The organism is Dyella caseinilytica (assembly GCF_016865235.1).
Classification (GTDB): Bacteria; Pseudomonadota; Gammaproteobacteria; order Xanthomonadales; family Rhodanobacteraceae; genus Dyella_B; species Dyella_B caseinilytica.
In genome coordinates, this window is record NZ_CP064030.1 from 1,288,456 (window position 1) to 1,309,219 (window position 20,764).

General features: G+C 58.9%; 21 protein-coding genes. 10 read left to right on the forward strand and 11 right to left on the reverse strand.

The genetic code is table 11. The annotated features are described in order from the left end of the window. Positions 1-92: 92 nt before the first annotated feature. The 3 genes from ISN74_RS05490 to ISN74_RS05500 all read right to left on the reverse strand — a co-directional run bounded on the left by ISN74_RS05490 (position 93) and on the right by ISN74_RS05500 (position 3,296). Positions 93-1,928 carry a tetratricopeptide repeat-containing diguanylate cyclase gene (locus ISN74_RS05490; protein ID WP_203546707.1) on the reverse strand — a complete coding sequence of 612 codons (1,836 nt, stop codon included), beginning with the start codon at positions 1,926-1,928 and terminating at the stop codon, positions 93-95. Positions 1,929-1,969: 41 nt separating this feature from the next. Beyond that, on the reverse strand, positions 1,970-2,308 hold the full coding sequence (locus tag ISN74_RS05495; RefSeq protein ID WP_188798137.1) for a hypothetical protein: 339 nt from the start codon (positions 2,306-2,308) through the stop codon (positions 1,970-1,972). A gap of 208 nt (positions 2,309-2,516) precedes the next feature. Continuing rightward, the gene (locus ISN74_RS05500; protein ID WP_229679023.1) at positions 2,517-3,296 is read right to left on the reverse strand and encodes an SAM-dependent methyltransferase; all 780 of its coding nucleotides are present in this window, start codon (positions 3,294-3,296) and stop codon (positions 2,517-2,519) included. A gap of 111 nt (positions 3,297-3,407) precedes the next feature. Between ISN74_RS05500 and ISN74_RS05505 the strand changes: the two genes are divergently transcribed. The 7 genes from ISN74_RS05505 (at position 3,408) to ISN74_RS05535 (ending at position 8,563) form a co-directional block, all read left to right on the forward strand. After that, complete coding sequence (locus ISN74_RS05505) at positions 3,408-4,034, forward strand: GIY-YIG nuclease family protein (RefSeq protein WP_229679025.1); 627 nt, start codon at positions 3,408-3,410, stop codon at positions 4,032-4,034. A gap of 60 nt (positions 4,035-4,094) precedes the next feature. Next, complete coding sequence (locus tag ISN74_RS05510) at positions 4,095-4,841, forward strand: glutathione S-transferase family protein (protein ID WP_188798142.1); 747 nt, start codon at positions 4,095-4,097, stop codon at positions 4,839-4,841. Positions 4,842-4,911: 70 nt separating this feature from the next. Further along, positions 4,912-5,175, forward strand: a complete 264-nt coding sequence (locus tag ISN74_RS05515) for a DksA/TraR family C4-type zinc finger protein (RefSeq protein ID WP_188798144.1) — start codon at positions 4,912-4,914, stop codon at positions 5,173-5,175. Positions 5,176-5,187: 12 nt separating this feature from the next. Next, complete coding sequence (locus ISN74_RS05520; protein WP_188798146.1) at positions 5,188-5,691, forward strand: cupin domain-containing protein; 504 nt, start codon at positions 5,188-5,190, stop codon at positions 5,689-5,691. A 91-nt stretch (positions 5,692-5,782) separates the two neighbouring features. After that, on the forward strand, positions 5,783-6,097 hold the full coding sequence (locus ISN74_RS05525) for a hypothetical protein (protein WP_188798148.1): 315 nt from the start codon (positions 5,783-5,785) through the stop codon (positions 6,095-6,097). A gap of 319 nt (positions 6,098-6,416) precedes the next feature. Further along, positions 6,417-7,253, forward strand: a complete 837-nt coding sequence (locus tag ISN74_RS05530; RefSeq protein WP_229679026.1) for a creatininase family protein — start codon at positions 6,417-6,419, stop codon at positions 7,251-7,253. A gap of 146 nt (positions 7,254-7,399) precedes the next feature. Then, on the forward strand, positions 7,400-8,563 hold the full coding sequence (locus tag ISN74_RS05535) for a YncE family protein (protein WP_229679027.1): 1,164 nt from the start codon (positions 7,400-7,402) through the stop codon (positions 8,561-8,563). 233 nt (positions 8,564-8,796) lie between these two features. On the opposite strand, the gene ISN74_RS05540 is transcribed toward ISN74_RS05535, so the two are convergent. Next, positions 8,797-9,393 (reverse strand): NUDIX domain-containing protein, encoded by a 597-nt coding sequence (locus ISN74_RS05540; protein WP_188798150.1) that lies wholly within the window; start codon positions 9,391-9,393, stop codon positions 8,797-8,799. 83 nt (positions 9,394-9,476) lie between these two features. Here ISN74_RS05540 and ISN74_RS05545 point away from each other — a divergent pair, with 83 nt between their 5' ends. Then, positions 9,477-10,232: a DeoR/GlpR family DNA-binding transcription regulator gene (locus tag ISN74_RS05545; protein WP_188798152.1), complete on the forward strand. Its 756-nt coding sequence runs from the start codon at positions 9,477-9,479 to the stop codon at positions 10,230-10,232. A gap of 134 nt (positions 10,233-10,366) precedes the next feature. Here the strand turns inward: ISN74_RS05545 and fabV are convergent, their stop codons facing one another. From fabV to ISN74_RS05560, 3 genes are all read right to left on the reverse strand, one after another. Continuing rightward, entirely contained in the window at positions 10,367-11,572 is a 1,206-nt protein-coding gene (gene fabV, locus ISN74_RS05550) for an enoyl-ACP reductase FabV (RefSeq protein ID WP_188798154.1), read from the reverse strand. Positions 11,573-11,745: 173 nt separating this feature from the next. Continuing rightward, positions 11,746-13,728, reverse strand: coding sequence for a ferritin-like domain-containing protein (locus ISN74_RS05555; protein ID WP_188798156.1), 1,983 nt, complete (start codon positions 13,726-13,728; stop codon positions 11,746-11,748). 231 nt (positions 13,729-13,959) lie between these two features. Continuing rightward, positions 13,960-14,724, reverse strand: coding sequence for an SDR family NAD(P)-dependent oxidoreductase (locus ISN74_RS05560; RefSeq protein ID WP_188798158.1), 765 nt, complete (start codon positions 14,722-14,724; stop codon positions 13,960-13,962). A 134-nt stretch (positions 14,725-14,858) separates the two neighbouring features. Between ISN74_RS05560 and ISN74_RS05565 the strand changes: the two genes are divergently transcribed. After that, positions 14,859-15,761, forward strand: a complete 903-nt coding sequence (locus ISN74_RS05565; protein WP_188798160.1) for a LysR family transcriptional regulator — start codon at positions 14,859-14,861, stop codon at positions 15,759-15,761. Between the two features lie 124 nt (positions 15,762-15,885). Beyond that, complete coding sequence (locus tag ISN74_RS05570; RefSeq protein WP_188798161.1) at positions 15,886-17,325, forward strand: alkaline phosphatase family protein; 1,440 nt, start codon at positions 15,886-15,888, stop codon at positions 17,323-17,325. Positions 17,326-17,416: 91 nt separating this feature from the next. Here ISN74_RS05570 and ISN74_RS05575 read toward each other — a convergent pair whose 3' ends face one another. The 4 genes from ISN74_RS05575 to ISN74_RS05590 form a co-directional block, all read right to left on the reverse strand. Continuing rightward, a complete protein-coding gene (locus ISN74_RS05575) occupies positions 17,417-18,244 on the reverse strand; it encodes a helix-turn-helix transcriptional regulator (protein ID WP_188798163.1) in 828 nt (275 codons plus the stop codon). A 105-nt stretch (positions 18,245-18,349) separates the two neighbouring features. Beyond that, positions 18,350-19,342, reverse strand: coding sequence for a diguanylate cyclase domain-containing protein (locus tag ISN74_RS05580; RefSeq protein ID WP_188798171.1), 993 nt, complete (start codon positions 19,340-19,342; stop codon positions 18,350-18,352). Further along, on the reverse strand, positions 19,339-19,908 hold the full coding sequence (locus ISN74_RS05585) for a chemotaxis protein CheB (protein WP_188798173.1): 570 nt from the start codon (positions 19,906-19,908) through the stop codon (positions 19,339-19,341). Before ISN74_RS05585 ends, ISN74_RS05580 begins: the two co-directional genes overlap by 4 nt. Continuing rightward, positions 19,905-20,756: a CheR family methyltransferase gene (locus ISN74_RS05590; RefSeq protein WP_188798175.1), complete on the reverse strand. Its 852-nt coding sequence runs from the start codon at positions 20,754-20,756 to the stop codon at positions 19,905-19,907. Before ISN74_RS05590 ends, ISN74_RS05585 begins: the two co-directional genes overlap by 4 nt. Positions 20,757-20,764: the final 8 nt, after the last annotated feature.

Below are 20,764 nucleotides of genomic sequence, written 5' to 3' on the forward strand. Positions count from 1 at the left end.
GCCGACTTGTGGTCAAGAGCTGGGTTAGTCAAAAGTGGTTGTTGAGTGAGGGCGAACATTCGAATCTGCGCTCGTTGCGGTGCATGGGATGCTCATTTATCGGTGGCGTAGTTGAATGGTTCGCTGCCCGGTCGGGTTTTGGATGTATGGTCAGTCGCTTTGCGCTCATCGGTGCCGGTCGTGTTGAAGCCTGCTCCGTTGTAACCAGAGATGTTTATCACAACTCGGTTTCGTCCATCCCGCTTCGCACGGTAAAGCGCTTCGTCTGCAGCGACCAGAAGACGACGCAAATCATGGCCGTGATGGGCTGTTGAGGCTATGCCAAGGCTGGCTGACACCGGGATGTCAGGGTTTTCATCGCTGGACGCGGCATAGATGGCGCGACGAATTTGTTCAGCACGTTCAATGGCGTCCTCGGCCGTGCATTCGAGCAACAGAATGCCGAACTCCTCGCCACCCAGTCGGCCGAATATATCGTTGGAATTCAGGTAGCGTTGGCAAACGTGCACGACTCGTTTTAGTACATGGTCACCCACGATGTGGCCGTGGTTGTCGTTGATCGATTTGAAATGATCCAGATCAATGAGTACAAGGCTGGCGCAGCGCATGGACTTGGCGGCTTGGCGCAAGGCCGGATCTGCTTCTTCAACAAAATGCTGGCGATTGAAGATATTTGTCAGCCCATCATGACGAGCCATACGCATGAAGCGGAGTTGGGAACGCTTCAGGCGGTACAGCCAGAAAGCGATTGAGGCAAGGATGGTCAGAAGCAGGGCAATGTAGAGATGGCTCGTTTCCATGTCTTTGTGATCGAGCGCTTGTTGCAGCTGTAGGATCTTGTTCTGCTTGTTTAGCGTATCGAGCTCGATCTTCTTGGCATCTACTTGCTGTTTGACGACCTGATACGCGAGCGCCTTTTCACGCGTGTCATCGAGATGCGTGTTGTCGGCGCTCATGTATTTTTCGTGGTACATCAACGCATCACGTAGATCACCTTTTTGTCGCGCGATCTGATACAGCAGCTGATAAGCGCGGCTCAGCGGCTCCGCAAAGTGGCCTTTTGAAGCAAGATCAACTGTTGTTACTGCGTATTTTTCCGCCTGTGCGACGTTGTTTTGTTTCCAGTAGGCTTCCGCGAGCAATAGGTCGTATTGAGATGCTTGGTCTTGATACTGGAGTTTTAGCATTCCGGCATAGCTGCTTTGCAGCAACGCAATGGCTTCATTGCTCCTGTCTTGTTCAATCTTGAGGGCCGCAATGTAGAGTCGAAGCGAGTCGGCTGAAAGTATGTTGTGATCCGCAACGCATGCGTCGGCGGCGCTCTCGAGTCGGGAAAGGAGTTCGTTAGTGTGCGGGCCCTCAAGGAATTCCGCCCCCAACTTTATTCGCATGCCTATGCAGCTGTACTGCTTTGCATCGGGGATGAGCAGGAGCTGGTCGGCGTAATTGATCGCCAGGTCATATTGGCCCGCTTCAATCAGTAATTGCGCGGCTTCACCCAGTACCTGCTGCCGCGTTTGGCTAACGTTGACGTTAGGAAGGTCGTCGAGTGCCTGATCCATGTACGCAAACGCTTCTTCGTAACGGTGGCCAAGACCCAGAATGTTCATCAAGGTCGCTCTGGCTTTTTCCCGCAAATTATCATTGGTTGCTTGCTTTGCAATCGCCTCGAGCATCACGGTGGCTTTGTCGTTTTGACCGAGGTAAGCGGTTTGCCAGGCTTCTAGATAGCGTAAATGCCATTTATCTGCGTCAGACAGGGTTGTGGCTCTGAGTTCCAACTGCTCCATCAGCGCTACATAACTGGCGTTGTCGAGCATCTTGATGGCGTCCGCGCGAGCAAAAAGCTGCGCGGTATCGTCTGCAGGGGCAGTGGCTGCAGCCGTGGCCCCCACAAAAGTGCTCAGCAACAGAATGACTGCTGCCAAGCACATCCGGCGCCTGATGCCGGTAGCGCTCATCGTTCCAGTTACAGCGAGGAACTTGATGAAGGGGAAAACGAGTCGCTGGTACCATTCGGTGCCTTGCTCTCGTCACCAGTCGCATTCTCCTCTTCTTTCTCCTCTTCCTTGCCAGGATCGGGTTGCGGTGGCCGTGGCTCTTCCTCGGGATTCGGAAGCTGATCACCCATCAATTTCTGCTGTCCCAGCAAAGCGTGTACGTCGGCGATGTTCCCGGCAAGAATAGCGTTGCACATAGGCGCGTCGATTCCCGCGTCGGCCAGGGCCAGCTCAATTTCGTCCTGGGGGGCATCACGCCAATGCGCTTCGCTACCCATTCTTTCCAGAAAATCGATAACACTCGACATCGAGTTAATCCCCTGTTTTATTAAGCTATCTTGTAGTGCCCCAACGACCCCGTAGCTCACGTTCGAAAATCGTGGGGTGCGCGCATCATATCTTGCTGGAGCGTCCCACGTGGCAAGGCTTCACGTCCCCTGCCGATCGGCTGGTCGGCACGATGGGCCTTCACAATTATCAAGATCTCTGGCGCGGTAGACCTCGGGCACGGAAGGCTCAGCTCTCGGCCGCTTCGCGATCCAGGGCATCCAGTCGTCTGAGAATGTCCATATCGACCTGGATGCTCCGGGCAGGGGGTATTGCCAGGGTATCGGGGCTGTTTACGTCAGCTTGGGGCAATGCCTGAAGTGTCAGCCGCCTGATGCGAGGTGACTGGATCGGCAGGGTTGCTGCCCGATAGAGGATCACTTCATGATCTAGTGGATAGTTACGTGCCAGGACGTCCACCAATACCTGCCGATAAGCCGGCCCGGTGGCGAAACGACGGTTGGTCTTGTCACCAGCCAAACCCACCTGCCACAGGATCAACCAGGCACTTGGATCGATACAACGCTGGTAAATCATGAACTGGCTTGTTTCAAAATGCTGACAGCCAAAGGTGCCGGGATCGATGCCGACGTCCGCATACAGGCAATCCTCGGCAGAGATGCCGGGCTCCATGTGGGCGGAATAGCCTTCTTGCCGCGCGATCTCGATAGCCTTATGCGGGGCCCACGCGAACACCCCTGGGTGGCCATAGAACACGCCGCATACCCGCTTGCCGATGCGTACCTCGGCCATCATGGCTTCGACCATCTGCCGGTAGGTATCCAGCCGTGATTTGCCTTCGCTGTAGTAGGGCTGCAGGCTGCGGGCGTCCTTGTTCATGCCCTTCAACCACAGCTCCACCACCCCATCGGAAACACCCATGAAAATGACGTCAGCCTGTTCGATATGGCTGCGGGCGAGGGGGCTGATATGCGAGCCGAGCGTGATGCCGATGCCGACACAGACCAAGCTGCCCCTGGATGATGCCTTATTCAATGTCTTATCCCTGGTGCGACTACCGGCGCAGTATTGCCGGTCAGCAAGTGTGGGTCGAGCCACCTTTGCAAGGTCGGAGCGTCCGTGAGTGAGCTGGATGAACTTGGTGATCCGGAACCATGGCGCACCTCGCGCCGCGGACGAACGTTTGTCTACGTGCTGCCGTGTCTCGGGGAAGACCTGACCAAGGTCGGTTTCACTCACGACCCGATCCAGCGTTTTCGCAGCTTTCATCCGCGCTTCTTCGCATTGTTCGATCTGGAGGCCGGCATGCTGATCGAGACGCCGCGCTTGGCCGATGCACGGCGTATGGAGCGGTTGCTGATCGAGCGCTGGCCGGAGCACCGGGCTACGGCGCCGCTGCTGGTGTCGGAGGCAGCGGGTGGTCATACCGAATGGTTTCGCGGCATTGGCGATGAAGTGGGCGTGTTCGCCAGCCGGATTGCTGAGCGTTATGGCTATACCTTGCACGCGCCGTTGCGGGAGTGGTTGCGTCATCGTTTTGCCGAGCGCGCCGATCAGCTTTACGAATGGTCATCGCGGATGCTGGCGATGATTGAATGGCAGGCACTGAATCTTCCGCCGGACGCGTGTGATCCGCGTTATGCGAAGTCGCTCGGCGACACGCTTGATGCCTGTCATGCCGTGGATATGGATCTTGCTGCCCTGGTTCCGCCGGACGTGCTGGCGTGGCGTGAACGGGGCTGCTGACAAGACGTTGTCAGTAGGCGGGGTTCACGCTAAGCCTTCCTTCCTTTGCTGAGCGCTGACATGTCTCTGTCATCCATCACTTTGTATGTCACCCGCCCCGGTTTTCTTATGCCGGAAACGAGCCCTTTCGTGATCAAGACGGAAGTGCAATTGCAGATGGCGGGACTGCCGTATCAGCGGGAATCGACGATTCCTCCGCTGGCACCCAAGGGCAAGGTGCCTTACATCGTCGATGATGGTGAAGTGGTGCCGGATTCCACCTTTATTCGCGCGCATATTGAACGCAAGTACGGCGCGGACCTGGACGAGGGGCTCGATGCGCGGCAGCGGGCCGAATCCTGGGCGATCGAGCGCTTGCTGGAAGATCACCTTTACTTTGCCATGGTCTGGTTCCGCTGGATCGTTCCGGAGAATTTCGCCAAAGGCCCCGCGCATTTTGCGGATCGCGCTCCTGAGGAGGAACGTGAGCAACTGCGTCGCGACATGCAGGCGCGCAGGGACGCTGATTTGCGCTCGCATGGCATTGGGCGGCATACGGCGGTGGAGATTGCCAGTCTGGGTGAGCGCTCCATCAATACCGTGGCGCAGTTGCTGGGCGAGCGTAGCTATTTGATGGGTGAGCGGCTGACTGGCGTGGATGCTTTCGCGTTTGGTGTACTGGCCTCGATCCTGACCCCGTTCTTCGATACGCCTTTGCGACGGATTCTCGTCGAACGGCCCAATCTAGTGGCCTATGTGCAGCGAATGATGCAGCGTTTCTATCCCGATCACGTCTGGGAGCCGCTAAAAGAGCCAGAAACGGTGTAGAGCCGCAGGCTGCCTGCATAGCGAGTAAAATAGGGCGCTTGCCAGTACGAGTAGAGCTTCAGGAGGCCCCATGGCTACCGGTTGGGCCGGCGACGGCGCCGTGCAGGATCAGATTGATGCCACGGTCAGCGATGCGGTTCAGCGTGCGCGGCGTCAGCTTCGCAAAGGCCCTGGACTGACGCATTGCGAGGAATGTGATGCGCCCATTCCCGCGGCACGGCGCGAGGCCGTGCCCGGGGTGCGTCTGTGCGTATCATGCCAGCAAGCACACGATGCCGAGCGCAACACCAGTCTTTATAACCGCCGCGGTAGCAAGGACAGCCAACTGCGCTGAAAGGAGAATGGTGTGACGGAAAAAGCGCGCGTGCTGGCCGAAAAGCTGATTCGCAACGTCAATACCGCAGCGACAGAACACCAGTCGCGTGGTCCGCTTTACGACACGGTTTGTGCGCGGTTGGGTACCGGTACTGCAGCCAGCAAGCTCGGCGCTTCGATCGATACGGTTGCGCCGGGCAAGCGCTCCTGCCCGTATCACTTCCACTACACGCAGGAAGAAATGTTCATCGTGCTGGAAGGGACGGGAACATTGCGCGTCGACGGGGAGATGCTGCTGATCGCAGCGGGTGATGTGATCTTCATTCCGCCGGGGCCGGCGTATCCGCACCAGATCATCAACACCTCGGATGCCCCGCTGAAATATCTTTCGATCAGCACGCGGGAGATACCCGAGCTGGTCGAGTACCCCGATTCTGGCAAATACGCAACGATTGCAGCCGGGCCAGATGGCGCTCGTTTCCAATGGGTTCAGCGATCCGAAAACAGCCTGGATTATTGGGAAGGCGAACCCTGACCGGCACAGCCTGGATTCGACATTTCCATGACATCGTCATGCTGTGCTTGGTGCTAGTCTCGGGCTGTCCCCATCAAGCAAGGAGCCGTCCATGGAAGTCAGCTTCAGGAATTGGGGTGAGGCGGCGGCGTTTATCTCCAAGCGCACCGATATGGCGCTGGAAGGCGTGATGGCGCTGAGCGCGCAACAAATGGTGGATCAGCAGGTCATCGCCGCGCTGCTTTCATCCCACAGCCATCTTCGCGATGCGGCCGATACGTGGCGGCAACTGGCATCTGCCACGTTCCCGATCACTCTGGTGCGCAGTCTGCAGGACGATCAGCCGGAATCCGTGCGTGAGGCCTATTCGGAGCGTGTAGCGTATTGGGAAGAGATTTTCCGCAAGGCCATTCCCGAGAACGAATAAGAGCCTGCCTGCGATCTCCACGTAGCCCGCGTTGTGTCTGAGCGGTCGCCAGGTGGTCGCTGTATGGTCAACCCGCGCGCTGCCGCATGGCGACCGCTCAGACACAACGCGAAGGGCTGGGTCTGTTTGCCCGCCATCCTGCGTCCTCGCTCGGTTACGTATTGACATACGCGCCCTCGCTCCTCCTGGTCTTGCGAGCAAACAGCTTCCGGCGCGGGCCACGTGGAAATCGCAGGCAGGCTCTAAGGCAAAACGCGGGCAAGAACGTCATGGCAGGTGCATGAAAAGAGATGGCGTGTAAACATATCGCGCCACTTAGATGAAGTTATATCTGCTGACCATGCATCATTCATTACGACGTGTTATTGCGTCAGTCGTTTTGCTGATCGCCACGCATGCTTCGCTGGCGCAAGCGCAGCAAACCGTGCAGCTGCAAAACCTGACCTGGACGGAGCTGCGCGATCAGATCCGCGCCGGTAAAACCACCATCATCATTCCCATTGGCGGCACAGAGCAGAGCGGGCCGTATGTCGCTGTGGGCAAGCACAACGTGCGCGCCGAATACCTTGCTGACAAGATTGCGCAGCGACTGGGTAATGCGCTGGTAGCGCCAGTGGTTGCCTATGTGCCTGAAGGCGGTTACGCGCCGCCTACTTCGCACATGCGCTTTCCCGGCACCATCACCATTCCCGACGATGTGTTCGAGAAATTGCTTGAATCGGCCGCCAACAGTTTTGCTGTGCACGGCTTCCGCAATATCGTCTTTCTCGGCGATCACGGCGGCTATCAGAAGGATCTGAAACAGGTCGTGGCCCATCTCAACAAGACCTGGGTCGGCACGAATGCTCGCGCCATCCTACCGCCGGAGTATTACGACGCCTCGTCGGATGGCTTTGCCCAGATCCTGCGCCAGCGTGGTTATCGTGACGATGAGATCGGCACGCATGCGGGCTTGGCCGATACGTCCCTGCAGCTCGCTGTCGCTCCGCAGATGGTGCGGCTGAGCGCGCTTCAAGCCAGTCCGAAGCTGGGCCCTGCAGATGGCGTCTATGGTGGCGATCCGCATCGTTCCAGCGCCCAACTCGGCCAATTGGGCGTGGATGCTATAGTTTCGCGCACGGTCGATGCCATTCGGAAAGACACAGCGGGGCGCTGATGTTGGCCGGTGAAGATAGGTTGGTGCGTTGACGTTCTGGCTTGTGGGTCGTCACTTCGGCTTGTGCCGGGACGACGATTATTGGCGCTAACGCCGGACATCAATGCGTAGTGCTTTTATTGCCCTCTCTACATAGGGAATTTGCTGTGAAATGTAATCATTTTGGGCGTCTTGCCTCGTTTGCCGGTGCTGTGCTCACCGGGTTGTGCGTTTCTGCTGCGGCCTTGGCGCAAACGGTAACCACCGTTCCCGGCATGCCGCCGGTGACCAATCCGCTGGACATGTACAGCAACGCTGGCGCCAACATGTTCAGCCCGGCCGTCAAAGATGCCTTGCCGCGCATCTATGTGCCGAACCTGCGCTCGAACGACGTCTACGTCATCGACCCGGCCACTTTCAAGGTGGTCGACAAGTTCAAGGTAGGCTTCAGTCCGCAGCACGTCGTGCCCTCATGGGATTTGCAGACGCTCTGGGTGACCAACAATGCAGAGGGCCGCACGGATGGCAGCCTTACTCCGATCGATCCGAAGACCGGCAAGCCGGGCAAGGAAGTGATGGTCGACGATCCGTACAACATGTACTTCACGCCGAACGGCAAGGAAGCGATCGTGGTGGCCGAGGCGCATGCGCGCCTGGATTTCCGCGATGCGCACACCATGGCGTTGACGCGCAGTTTGCAGGTGCCTCAGTGCAAGGGCATCAACCACGCCGATTTCTCCATTGATGGCAAGTACGCAATCTTTACCTGCGAATTCGGTGGCAAGGTCGCCAAGATCGACATGGTCAACCAGAAGGTTGTTGGCTATCTCGATCTGAACAAGGGTGGCATGCCGCAGGACATCCGTGTATCGCCAGATGGCAAGGTGTTCTACATCGCCGACATGATGGCCGACGGCGTATTCCTGGTGGATGGCGACAGCTTCACCAAGATCGGCTTTATCAAGACCGGCATCGGCACGCACGGCGAATACCCCAGCCGCGACGGCACCAAGCTGTATGTCGCCAACCGCGGTTCGAACAAAGTGCATGGCCCGCGCAATGGTCCGGGCAGCGTTTCAGTGATCGATTTCGCCACCCGCAAGGTGGTGGCCAACTGGCCGATTCCCGGCGGCGGCAGCCCGGACATGGGCAACGTCACGGCCGATGGCAAGTGGTTGTGGCTGTCGGGCCGGTTTGACGACGTGGTGTATGCATTCGATACCGCCACCGGCAAGGTGAAGATCATCAAGGTCGGCATGGAGCCGCACGGTTTGGCCGTATGGCCGCAGCCGGGTCGTTACTCACTGGGTCACACGGGCATCATGCGCTGATCCAGAGTGGAAGAGGGCGGGGTTGGTCGGGTTTGCCCGGTCAGCTCCGCCCTTTTTTTGTTTGTGTGATGCATGATGCCGCATTCCGTCGTCCCGGCGAAGGCCGGGACCTAGTGACTTTGTTCGTGATCTATGAATTTGAGGCGAGAAACCGTATCGCGCGAAAGTCACTAGGTCCCGGCCTTCGCCGGGACGACGGGAATGGAGTGCGAGGCAGGGCTTGTGATTAACGCTCAAGACCTGCGCTCATTGAACAGATGCAACGCTGCATACTGCAGAAGCATGATGGTCTTGCCATCAACAATCTCGCCACGCCGGATCATGGCCATTGCTTCATCAAAGTGCAGCTCCAGCACTTCGATATCTTCGCCTTCATCCTCGATGCCGCCGCCTTGGCTGACTTTTGAGGTGTCATCGTATTCGGCGATGAAGAAGTACAGCTTCTCCGTCACGGAGCCGGGGCTCATGAACGCCTCGAACACTTTGCGCACTTCGCCGACGCGGTAGCCGGTTTCTTCTTCCGCCTCGGCGCGGATGCGTTGTTCCGGGGTGGCTTGGTCGAGCAATCCTGCCGGCGCTTCCACCAGCATGCCGTCATGGCCGTTGATGTAGGCGGGAAAGCGAAATTGGCGGATCAGCACCACCTTGCGCGTGGTGAGCTGGTAAAGCAGCAAGGTCGCGCCGTTGCCGCGGTCATAGGTTTCCCGTTGCTGGCGCTGCCAGCTGCCGTCCGCGCGACGGAAATCGAAAATGGTTTTCTTAAGCAGGTACCAGTCGTTCGAGAGCACCTGGCTCTCGATGACGCGGACGCGTTCGGTCGTTTCGGCCATGGGTAAGGCTCCAGGCATGCAGGGGTTGCCAAAAACGTTATCGTGCAATATCGTGCAAAGTCAATGAATATCATGCAATCATCATGCTGACCAGCCATCGCAAGCAAGCCATCCTGGCAGCGCTCAAGCGCGACGGTCAGGTCGTCGCCAAGACGTTAAGTGAGGTATTTGGCGTCTCAGAGGACACCATTCGGCGCGATTTGCGCGAACTTGCGGTAGATGGCCTGCTGCAGCGGGTCCATGGCGGGGCGTTGCCGTCCTCGCCAGCCGCGGGCGATTTCGTGCAACGACAGCAGATCAGCACGGACGCCAAATCAGCCATTGCGCGCAAGGCGGCCACCCTGATTGCCCCGGGGCAGGTGGTGCTTTTCGATGGTGGCACCACCTGCGTGGAGCTGGCGCGGCATCTTCCGCCTAGCTTGCAGGCGACCGTGGTGACGCACAGCCCCAGCGTCGCGGTGGCGCTGGTCGATCACCCGGGGATCGAAGTGGTGCTGATCGGCGGCCGCTTGTTCAAGCATTCCATCGTCACGGTAGGTGCAGCGGCGATCGAAGCGATCGGGCATATCCGCGCTGATACCTACTTCATGGGCGTAACAGGCGTGCACCCCACCGAGGGGCTAAGTACCGGCGATCTTGAAGAAGCGTACGTGAAGCGCGCGCTGGTGGCGCGGGCGGCGGAAGTCGTGGTGCTCGCATCCGCTGAAAAGCTCAATGCGGCTTCGCCTTATGTGATTGCGGAAGCGACGGCAGCGACCATGCTGGTCGTGGAAGGTGATACGCCGGAGGCGGTGACCGATCCGTTCGCGGCGCTGGGTATTGCGATTCTGCGGGCGTAAACCTCATGGCCGTCATTCCCGCGAAAGCGGGAATCCATCTTGTATGGCCAACAGAAATGGATTCCCGCTTTTGCGGGAATGACGGCACATGAGATGCACCGCGCACTTATTCGTGACGCGGTGCTTGCGAAGACTTACGACTCGACGACATCAAACCGCACGTCCGGATTTACTTCCGCGTTGTAATCCACATCCTTGCGATCGAAGCCGAACAGGCGCAGGAATTCGTGCTTGTAGCCGGCGTAGTCGGTGTTCTGCCACAGGTTTTCAGTGTTGACCGTCGGCCACAGCGCCTTGCAGGCTTGCTGCACATCGTCGCGCAGTTCCCAGTCGTCCAGGCGCAGGCGGCCTTCGCTGTCGGTTTCCGGCGTCTTGCCATCCTGGCGATACAGGAATTGGTGGAACAGGCGGTTGATCTGCTCGATGGTGCCTTCGTGGATGCCTTTTTCCTTCATGATGCGGAACACCATGGAGACATACAGCGGAATGACCGGAATGGCCGAGCTGGCCTGCGTGACCACGGATTTCATCACGCCGACGTAAGCGTGCAGACCTTCCGCCGCGTAATGCGTGCGTAGTTCGCGCGCGGTGTTGTCCAGATGCTGCTTGGCCTGTCCCAATGTGCCGTGCCAATAGATCGGCCAGGTGATTTCGGTGCCGACGTAGCTATAGGCGATGGTGGTGGCGTTCTTGGCCAATACGCCGGCCTTGCTCAGTGCGTCGATCCACAGCGCCCAGTCCTCACCACCCATCACAGTGACGGTATCCTTGATTTCCTGTTCGGTCGCCGGTTCCACCGTGGCCTGCACGACCGCGTCGCGGTTGGTGTCGACAGACGAAGCCGTAAAGGTGTTGCCCATGGTCTTGAGCGCCGAACGGACCAATTCACCGCTGTCCGGCATCTTGCGCACGGGCGAGGCTAGCGAATAGATCACCAGGTCGATCGGGCCGCCCATTTCGTTCTTGATCAGCTCGATCGCGCGCTGACGGGTTTCATGCGAGAACGCGTCACCATTGATGGAGCGGCTGTACAGGCCTGCCTGCTTGGCGAGCTTGTCGAAGGCGGCGGAGTTGTACCAGCCGGCCGTGCCAGGCTTGCTCTCGCTGGAAGGCTTTTCCAGAAATACGCCCAGCGTTGCGGCGCCATGGCCAAAAGCCGCGGTGATGCGCGATGCCAATCCATAACCGGTCGAGGCGCCGATCACCAACACCCGCTTCGGGCCGGAGGCGAATGCACCGCTCGCCTTGGTGATGTCGATTTGTTCCTGCACATTTTTCTCGCAACCGGTGGGATGCGCAGTGACACAGATAAAGCCACGAACCTTGGGATGGATGATCACGAAGAACCCTCACACGACGACAAGCCGCGTATTGTAATTGGCGAAAGGAACATTCGCTGGCGAAGGGCGGAACGGCATCCAAATGCTGGGTCCGGCTTGGTCCCTCCCCAGCCCTCCCTGCGACCGGAAGGTAATCCCGTGGGACAAGCGGGGAGGGGCTGGGCAAGCAGGTACTAAGCCCCATCCGCCACAAACCCCACCTTGGCATGGCTGCCATCGCAAAACGGCTTGTTCTGGCTATGCCCGCAGCGGCACAGGAAGGCGCTGGTGATGCGTGCCACGACCCGGCCGGTGCCGCTGATGATCTCCAGGTTGCCACGCACTTTCAAAGGGCCGTTAAGTTGCGGATCGATATGCAGCGGCCCATCACGCACGGCCAGCGTATCGGTGGATGTGCCGGTCGGCGGCTCGCCGGTTGCCGTGAAGCCTGCATCGTGATGGGAGCCATCGCAGAACGGCTTGTTTTTCGAAGCGCCACAGCGGCACAACGTCACGCGGTAACCGGCAAACGCACCGTCGATGCGCAGATCGCCACGGAAGGCATATGGACCCGCTTCGCGTGTGCTGGCCAGGTTGACCGGCGGCGCGGACTCGTCCGGTCGACCATCGCGCCGTTGATAGCGGATCGCGCCGGAAGGGCAGGCATGGGCAATATCCACCAGCCGCTCCGCATCCATGGCATCGGGATGAATCCACGGACCTTGCACATTGGCAAGAAACACCTGCGGTGCGCCGGTCACACAGAAGCGTGAGTGAATGCAGCGCTTTGCCTCGAACAGAATGGCGAGTTTTTCTCCTTCGACACGTTCAATGCCATCTTGCGTGGTCGTCGCGGGAGCGTTGGCAGGGGCGGGCGTGCTGGGCGGTGTCATGGCGGCAGTGCTCCAGGGCGGTGGTCTGGAGAGATCAAAACCTTGCTCGGCACGCTGGGCGAGCCTGGAGAGAATCGATGCTGCCTTGATGGCACGCGCGTCATCCGATTCGCGCAAACGCTCTGCCGCTTCGGCCAGTTGTTGGAAGCGTTCGCGAAAAAAGCGCCGCGCGCCCGGGCCGGGCGGCAACGCCGAGGCATCACGCAGGGTGATGAACGACACACCCGCGTGGCAGGTGGGATTCGATGGACCCGCAGGAAGGCGCGCGGCGCGTTCGGCCAGCGGCGTCAACGCGTGCATCAGGCCAATGGCCAGATCCAGCGACACAGCCTTGTCCGGATCCTGGGAAGGAACCGCATAGGTATAAGCCAGCAAGCGTTGCATCAGTCCGTAGGCACTGTTGGCAAGATCAACGGTCGCGATGGCTTGCTCGTCTTCCAACCACACGCGCCCTTCGGGACGCGGCGGGCGGCGCAATACCGGATTGGTCGCCGCCGGAAACGCAGGGACGAAAGACGGATCCTCAGCGAGCAGTTGCTGGTATTCGGTACGTATCGCGGCGAATTTCTGATAGTGCGAGTCCGCCGTATTCTGTTGCGCGCCTTCACCTTGCGTCACGATGGCGTCGAACGCCGCCAATGCGGTTTTCAGGCAGATGACGCGCTTGGTGCCAGGTAACGCGACGTCTTCTGACGACAGTTGCAACGATGCATCACCACACATCGCGCCGCTTTCACCATGCGCCTCGGCAAGCAGACGCAAGGCATTGCTGAGTTTTTCGTAAAACGCACCGACGGTTTCGTAATCCATTCCCATCGGCGTAAGGCGCGGCCCGGCGACGCCACGCACGAAGACATGTTCGGGTGCAAAGCCATCGCCATCGGGTTCGGTGGAGCCCGCAGGGCGTTCCAGATAGACGAAATGCTGCAGCGTCGCCATGTTGAATGGCGCAAGCTTCACCACGACGCCTGCCGGCAGATAACCGGGATCGAGTGGAAAATTTGAGCGCCCTACACGTGGCGCTCCTCCCAACGCAACGGTGATGTTCCACACCGCCATCAGGTGACCCATTTCTTCAGTGGCTACCTGCAGGATGCTTTGACGCCAGCGCGTGACGGCATCCAGTTGCGTGCTAGTCAGCCCTTCGTCGATCGATGATTTCAGCGAGAAAGCGGCGTAGAGATACGTGCACATCAGGCAGTGTTCGAGCTCGGCTGCCTCGTACAGCGCGTGTAGCGTCTGCTCACGGCTTGGAACCGAATGCAAGGGACTGTAGCGAACCACGGCGACTCCCCGGACGATGCCAGACTGTTTACGTTACACCTTTAGGGAGTGGTGTGGGATGTGCTGGGTGCTGCTGTTTTTAACGCCGGATTGGCAAAGGAAGCGTATTCATCCTCGAACGACCGGTCTAAATAAATGCCTTACCGTCATTCCGGCCTTCTCCGGAATGACGGTAAGGTTAGAAGTCACTTCATGTCAGATTGGAATGCAGTGACAGGAGGATGGTCAGGCTCAGATAAACATCCCGCCCGACGCCTCAATCCGCTGCCCATTGATCCATCCACTTTCCTTCGACAACAGTGTCGCCACCACGCCGCCGATATCGTCGGGCAGGCCCACGCGCCCGAGTGCCGTTTGCGAGGCGACGAAGGCATTCACATCCGCGTTGTCGCGCACCAAGCCACCGCCGAAATCGGTTTCGATGGCGCCGGGCGCGAGCGTGTTGACGGCGATGTGCCGTGCGCCGAGTTCCTTGGCGAGGTAGCGGGTCAGCACCTCGATCGCACCCTTCATGGCCGCATAGGCCGAATAGCCTGGCAGGGCAAAGCGGGCGAGGCCGCTGGAGATGTTCAGGATGCGACCGCCGTCGGCAATCAGGGGCAGCAGTGTCTGGGTCAGGAAGAACGTGCCCTTGAAGTGGACATTCACCAGTTCGTCGAACTGCGCTTCGGAGGTTTCTGCAAAGCTCGCATGAACACCGACGCCTGCATTGTTGACCAGGTAGTCGAACTGGCTGCGCTGCCACTGATCCTTCAGCGCCGAACGCAGTTGGTCTGCAAAGGCAGGGAAGGTGGATACCTTGCCGACATCCAGCGGCAGGACCACGGCACGGTGACCAAGCTTGCGGATGGCCTCGGCCACCGCCTCGGCTTCCGCCTTGTTCGAACGATACGTCAGCACGACGTCGTTGCCGTGTTCGGCCAGCTTGAGGGCCATGCTCTTGCCCAGGCCGCGGCTGCCGCCGGTAATCAGGGCGATGGGGGTTTGAGTGCTCATGGGGTGTCTCCGTAGCGGGGGAAGTGAATCAACGATGCCCAGCTTATTGATCTGTACTTGCCGCATAAATCGGCAGATCATGAGTGCTGTGTTCGTGAAAAACGAACAATCGATCCGCTAGCGAAAGGACGGTCATGCATCGGACTGAAGCCATGCACATCTTCGTACGGGTAGCCGAAATGGCCAGCTTTACCCGCGCAGCCGATAGCCTGGGCCTGCCGAAAGCGAGCGCGTCCACCGCCATCCAGCAACTGGAAGCGCAGCTGGGTACCCAGCTGTTGCACCGGACCACACGCCGGGTGCAGATGACCCAGGACGGCCAGCGCTTCTACGAGCGCTGCAAAGAGTTGCTGGCGGATATGGACGAGCTGACCAGCATGTTCCAGCAGGCGCCGCAAATGATCAGCGGCCGCCTGCGCGTGGACATGAATGGCAGCATTGCTCGCCGGATCATGCCGTATCTGCCCCAATTCCTGCGTGAGCATCCACAGCTCCAGGTGGAGCTCAGTTGCACGGATCGCCGTGTCGATGTGGTCGGCGAGGGATTCGATTGCGTCCTGCGCGTGGGCAATCTGGAAGATTCCAGCCTGATCGTGCGGACGTTGGGTGTGTTCCCGATCGCTAACTGCGCCAGTCCGGCATATCTGGAGGAAAACGGCGTGCCGCGCGAACTCAGCGATCTGTCCGGGCACCGATTGATCCACTACGTGTCGAGGCTAGGGCAGCGCCCTCCCGGTTTCGAATATCTGGAAGGCAAGGAATGCCGCTATGTGCCGATGCAGGGCGTGCTGACGGTTAACAGCGTCGAGGCCTACGAGGAAGGTTGCCTTGCCGGGCTCGGCATCATCCAGGGGCCGCGCATCGGCCTGACAGAACTTATCGAGCAAGGACGCCTGATCGAAGTGCTGCCGCAATACCGTGCGGAGCCGATGCCCGTCTCGCTGCTTTATGGGCAGCGCCGCAATCTCTCAGCGCGCGTACAAGTTTTCATGGATTGGTTGAAAGACGTCATGGTGCCGTATCTGGATCTGGCATGAACGACGTATCTCGTTTGCGGAAAATTGTCACAGTGGCCAATTACGTTCGTCGGAAATATCAAGACGACGCCAACTGAACATCGTTTGTGGCGAAATGCGCTTTCATCCATTCACGAGGTGACACATGTCTGCAACGGGTGCCAATTCACTGTCGGCCATCAACCACATCGTCGTGCTGATGTTGGAGAATCGCTCCTTCGATCACATGCTCGGCTTTCTCTACACCGATGCCGGCAATGTGTCGCCGACGGGGCAGCCATTCGAAGGCCTGAAAGGCACCGAATCCAATCCTGGCGCAAGCGGAACGCAGCCGGTGACCGTCTACAAGATCCAGCCGGCAGTCGCCAGCACCTATTACATGCCCGGCGCAGATCCCGGCGAGGGCTATACCGCGACCAACTCGCAACTGTTCGGCAGCAACACTGCGCCGACGCCTCCGGTTGCCACCAATCAGGGCTTCATCAGCAATTTCTCCTACACGCTCGGCTGGGAGGGGAAAGAGAATTATTCGATTTTCGCCGGTACCGTCGCCAACGACATCATGGGTATGCACACGGCGCAGACACTGCCGGTGTTATCTGCGCTGGCACAGGGTTTTGCAGTCTGCGATTACTGGTATGGCTCAGTGCCCACGGAAACGTTGCCCAATCGCGCCTTCCTCCATGCGGGCACATCCCAAGGTCATATGGATGACAAGACCAAAACCTTCACCTCCCCCACGATATACACATCGCTAACCAAGCAGAACATCAGCTGGAAAATCTACGGTTACGATGCGGATCCGCTGACCCGACAGACCTTCACCGATCTGACCAATCTCGCCGAAACCTACTTCGGCGAATTTTCAAATTTCCAGAGCGATGCCGCGAACGGCTCGCTACCTTCCTACAGCTTTCTGGAACCCAGCTGGGGTTCGACCGGTAACAGCCAGCATCCCAACTATGATGTCGCACTTGGCGAACAATTCCTGCATGACGTTTATTACGCCTTGCGCAACAGTCCCACATGGAACCAGACGCTGCTGATCGTCACGTATGACGAACATGGCGGTTGCTACGACCATGTGCCACCGCCATCCGGCGCCATTCCACCCGATTCGACGGCCGGTGAGTATGGCTTCGATTTCAAACGCTTCGGACCGCGTGTGCCGGCCTTGCTGATCTCCCCGCTGATTCCCGCAGGCACCGTATTTCGCGTGCCCGAAGGCAGCATGCCATTTGATCACACCTCGATTCTCAAGACCGTGGAGCAACGCTGGAACGTGCCTGCCTTGACCGCACGTGATGCTGCAGCACCGGATGTCGGGGCTGTACTTAGTCTCGCCACGCCGCGCACCGACGATCCACTGTCAGGTGTCACGGTGCCGGTATCAAGTGGAACCAATCCTTCCGCCAATCGGCCTTCGCATCTGCAAGAGGTGTATGCGGATTTGGTATCGCGCCTGCCGGTGCCGGATGCGCAGGAGGGGACGCATCGTCCGCAGCCGCGATTGGAGACGGGGTACGACTATGATCGTTATATCAAGGAGAGGCTGGCAGCTTGGAAGGCTAGTCGGAACGCGTAAACGTTAGCGCCGTAAGCCATGGTTCCATTGACGAAATCCATCCGCTGTGCGGTGTTGAGTTACTCCGGGATCAAGTCCGGAGTAACCCAACTTACGCAGAAAAAGCGTCCCGGAAGCTTCCAGGCGACCGCCCATAAACCTGTCGAAACGCCGACGTAAAATGGCTATGACTGGAAAACCCAAGATCCACTGCCAGCGCCGACAAATCCTCATACTGCCCAAGCAGATCTAACGCCCGCGCCAACCGCAAACGCAGGTGATAACGGTAAAGCGGAATACCTTCCACCTGCTGAAATACTTGCGTGAGGTACACCGGCGAGCCGCCTATTTCGGCTGCAATATCTGCCAGCGTCCAGCGCTTGCCAAGATCGCTGGCGAGCAACACCTTCACACGATCGGCCAGGTGGCGGCGTGCCTGCGTTGCGCTGGTTTCGTGTGATGTACGTGGCCCAAGACTGCGACATACCAAGGTGAGCAACAGACCTTCGGCTTCCAGTGGTTCGATCGTGTGGTTTTCCAGCCCGTGCCTGAGCAGCGCGACGAGGGCCTGGGCACGAGGATCGATACGCAAGGATTGTCGGCGGAAGGTCAGTGTTCCACCTTTTGCCAGTAACGATGCAGGCGCCAGTTCGTGCAGCATGGCCTCGGATAGGCTGAGTGACAGGTTGGCATCGCCACCTTGCACGGGGTGGCTGACCTGGTAGCCCTGATCCGCATTGAAGAACAGGATGTGATTGGCATCCGCTACCACCTGATCGCCGCCGACGTGGCGCATGTAGACACCGCGATAGGGGAAAACCAGATACGTCTGCGCTGTGCATTCCTCTTCACTGCGATGGCGGCAATGACCGGCGCAATGCACGTTGCGCAGCGTCACGGTGCGGGTATCCAGCAGCGGGCTGATCTGGAATTCAGGCATAGCCTGAGTGCATTAATGAGATGAGAGGCGCTCATCATGCGCCTGTCCAGGCGTTCCCTCAACCGCTGCAAGGCACACGCACCGCCATGCCAGTGGGCCATCGTTTCAGCTTGCCAGCACGCAGCCGTTCTTACCGTTTTCTTTGGCCTGGTAGAGTGCGCGGTCTGCGGCCTGGATCAAGTCTTCGTCGGACTCCAGTTGCGCCTGCCACAGCGCAATGCCGATGCTAGCGCTTACGAGCGCGGTGAATGCGCCGCGCGTGCCGGTGAGGGGATAGGGCTTGGCGAGCACGTCGCAGATTTCCTGACAGCGCTGCGCGACCGGGTGGGGGCCGCTGACATCTTTGAAGATCAGAGCGAATTCGTCGCCGCCTAGTCGCGCCACCGTGTCGCCGGCGCGGACATGGTGATTGAGACGCGCCGCAATCACTTGCAGCAAGGCATCGCCGGCGGGGTGTCCGTGCGTGTCGTTGACGGCTTTGAAGCCATCGATATCGACCAGGGCTAACGCAAAGCCCTTATCGGGGTGCGCCTCGGTCATCGCGCTCCGAAGATGGTCGTGGAACAGCACGCGGTTCGGCAAGCCGGTGAGCATGTCATGCGTGGCCTGATGGCGAACTTTGGCTTCGATGCGTTGGCGTTCGGTGATTTCCACCTGCAGTTGCCGGTTACGCTCGGAAAGTTCTTCCAGTGTCTGTTGTAGTTGCATACGTGCGGAATGCAGTTCCAGAAACACGCGCACTTTGGATTGCAGGATCACGTCGTTGATGGGCTTGGAAATATAGTCCACCGCGCCGGAACGATAACCCTTGAGGCGATTGAGATCATCGGCGTACGCGGCAGTGACGAAAATCACCGGCGTATCGCGCAGTTGTTCGGCTTCGCCGAGCAGGGCAGCGACTTCGAAACCATCCATGTCAGGCATATTCACGTCGAGCAGGATCAGCGCGAATTGCTCATCAAGACATCGGGAAAGCGCTTCGTTGCCGCTGGTGGCTTCGATCAGTTCGGCGCCGCAGTCGGCGAGCAGATGACGCATGGCGACCAGATTGGCACGGGTGTCATCGACGACCAGGATTTTAGGAGGTTGGGTACTCATGGGAGGCACAATCGGTTAATCAATGGGGCAATATCGGAAAGATCGACACAGTGATCGGCGCCGGCTGTATCTAGCGCAGCCTGCGGCATGGTCGATATTTCCGCATTGGATGGCGATTGAACGATGGCTATTCCTCCCAGTTCCCGAATCCTTTGCAGGCCCGAGGCGCCATCGGCATTTCCCCCTGTGAGTACGACACCTATCAGTTTTTCGTGCCACACCTCCGCAGCAGAACAGAACATGACATCAATGGAAGGACGCGCGTATTGGACGCGCGGGTCGATCGACAAGGCGAAGTGGCGGTCTTTCTCTACCAACAAATGGTAACCACTCGGCGCCAGATGGACAGTGCCGCTCAGAACGGGATGGCGTTCCGCCGCTTCGGTCACGGGAAGGGCGGAGGCGCGCTGCAGTACTTCACACAGCAGTTCCACGGTGTCAGAGCCACTGTGGCAGCATACCAATACTGCTTGCGTGAGCCTTGGATCGAGGGCGCCGAGCACGACTTTGAGCGCGTCCAGGCCGCCTGCTGAACATCCGATCGCAATAGCTTGCGGGGTCGTCATGCTTGTTGGCGTTCCGGTTGGTGAGTCAGGCGGTAGATGCGCAGGCGTTCATCAAACGGTGTGAAGGTTGCCGCGGTAGTGGCGTAGTCCAGGCTCTCGCGCATGCCCACGCAAAGGAATCCTCCGCGCACCAGACTGTTACGGAACAGCGAGAGCACGTGATCCTGCAATGGGTTGGAAAAATAGATCATCACGTTGCGGCACAGCACCAGGTGCGCCTCGCAGAACACGCCATCGGAAACGAGGTTGTGCTGTGCAAAGGTGACGTTGCGGCGCAGGCGCTGATCAAGCTTGAGCAGGTTGTAGCGCGCGCTGTAGTAGTCGGCCAGCGAGTGCGTGCCGCCGGCAGCTTGATAATTACGCGACCATTGCTGCGCTTCACGCGCGGGATAAATGCCTTCTTGCGCCTGATGCAGAGCACGCTCGCTGAGATCGGTGGCGAAGATCTGCGTGCGCTCATACAGTCCCGCTTCTTCGAGCAGAATGGCAAGCGAATAGACTTCTTGTCCGTGCGCGCAGCCGGCTTGCCAGATATTGATCTGCGGATAGGAGGCCAGCAACGGCAATACCTGTTCGCGCAAGCCACGAAACATGCTCGGGTCGCGAAACATGTCGGAGGCGGGAACCGTCAGGCCATCGAGCATGCGCGGCAGTAATTGCGGCTCGTGCATGACGCGCTCGATCAGGCCACTGATGGTCCTGGTCTCCAACTGTTCCACCAGCTGCAACACGCGCCGCTTCAGGGATGCTGGCGCGTACTGGCTGAAATCGTAACCATGACGGCGCTGCATCGCCTGAGTGAATAACTCCACTTCGATGTTGTCGAGCTCCTGGGCGTCCACAGTCATCGTCCGTG

Coding starts and splice junctions, on each gene's coding strand:
- ISN74_RS05495 (WP_188798137.1), bottom strand. CDS start 2,308: ATGTCGAGTGTTATCGATTTTCTGGAAAGAATGGGTAGCGAAGCGCAT.
- ISN74_RS05510 (WP_188798142.1), top strand. CDS start 4,095: ATGTCTCTGTCATCCATCACTTTGTATGTCACCCGCCCCGGTTTTCTT.
- ISN74_RS05515 (WP_188798144.1), top strand. CDS start 4,912: ATGGCTACCGGTTGGGCCGGCGACGGCGCCGTGCAGGATCAGATTGAT.
- ISN74_RS05525 (WP_188798148.1), top strand. CDS start 5,783: ATGGAAGTCAGCTTCAGGAATTGGGGTGAGGCGGCGGCGTTTATCTCC.
- ISN74_RS05530 (WP_229679026.1), top strand. CDS start 6,417: ATGAAGTTATATCTGCTGACCATGCATCATTCATTACGACGTGTTATT.
- ISN74_RS05540 (WP_188798150.1), bottom strand. CDS start 9,393: ATGGCCGAAACGACCGAACGCGTCCGCGTCATCGAGAGCCAGGTGCTC.
- ISN74_RS05545 (WP_188798152.1), top strand. CDS start 9,477: ATGCTGACCAGCCATCGCAAGCAAGCCATCCTGGCAGCGCTCAAGCGC.
- ISN74_RS05560 (WP_188798158.1), bottom strand. CDS start 14,724: ATGAGCACTCAAACCCCCATCGCCCTGATTACCGGCGGCAGCCGCGGC.
- ISN74_RS05565 (WP_188798160.1), top strand. CDS start 14,859: ATGCATCGGACTGAAGCCATGCACATCTTCGTACGGGTAGCCGAAATG.
- ISN74_RS05570 (WP_188798161.1), top strand. CDS start 15,886: ATGTCTGCAACGGGTGCCAATTCACTGTCGGCCATCAACCACATCGTC.
- ISN74_RS05575 (WP_188798163.1), bottom strand. CDS start 18,244: ATGCCTGAATTCCAGATCAGCCCGCTGCTGGATACCCGCACCGTGACG.
- ISN74_RS05580 (WP_188798171.1), bottom strand. CDS start 19,342: ATGAGTACCCAACCTCCTAAAATCCTGGTCGTCGATGACACCCGTGCC.
- ISN74_RS05585 (WP_188798173.1), bottom strand. CDS start 19,908: ATGACGACCCCGCAAGCTATTGCGATCGGATGTTCAGCAGGCGGCCTG.
- ISN74_RS05590 (WP_188798175.1), bottom strand. CDS start 20,756: ATGACTGTGGACGCCCAGGAGCTCGACAACATCGAAGTGGAGTTATTC.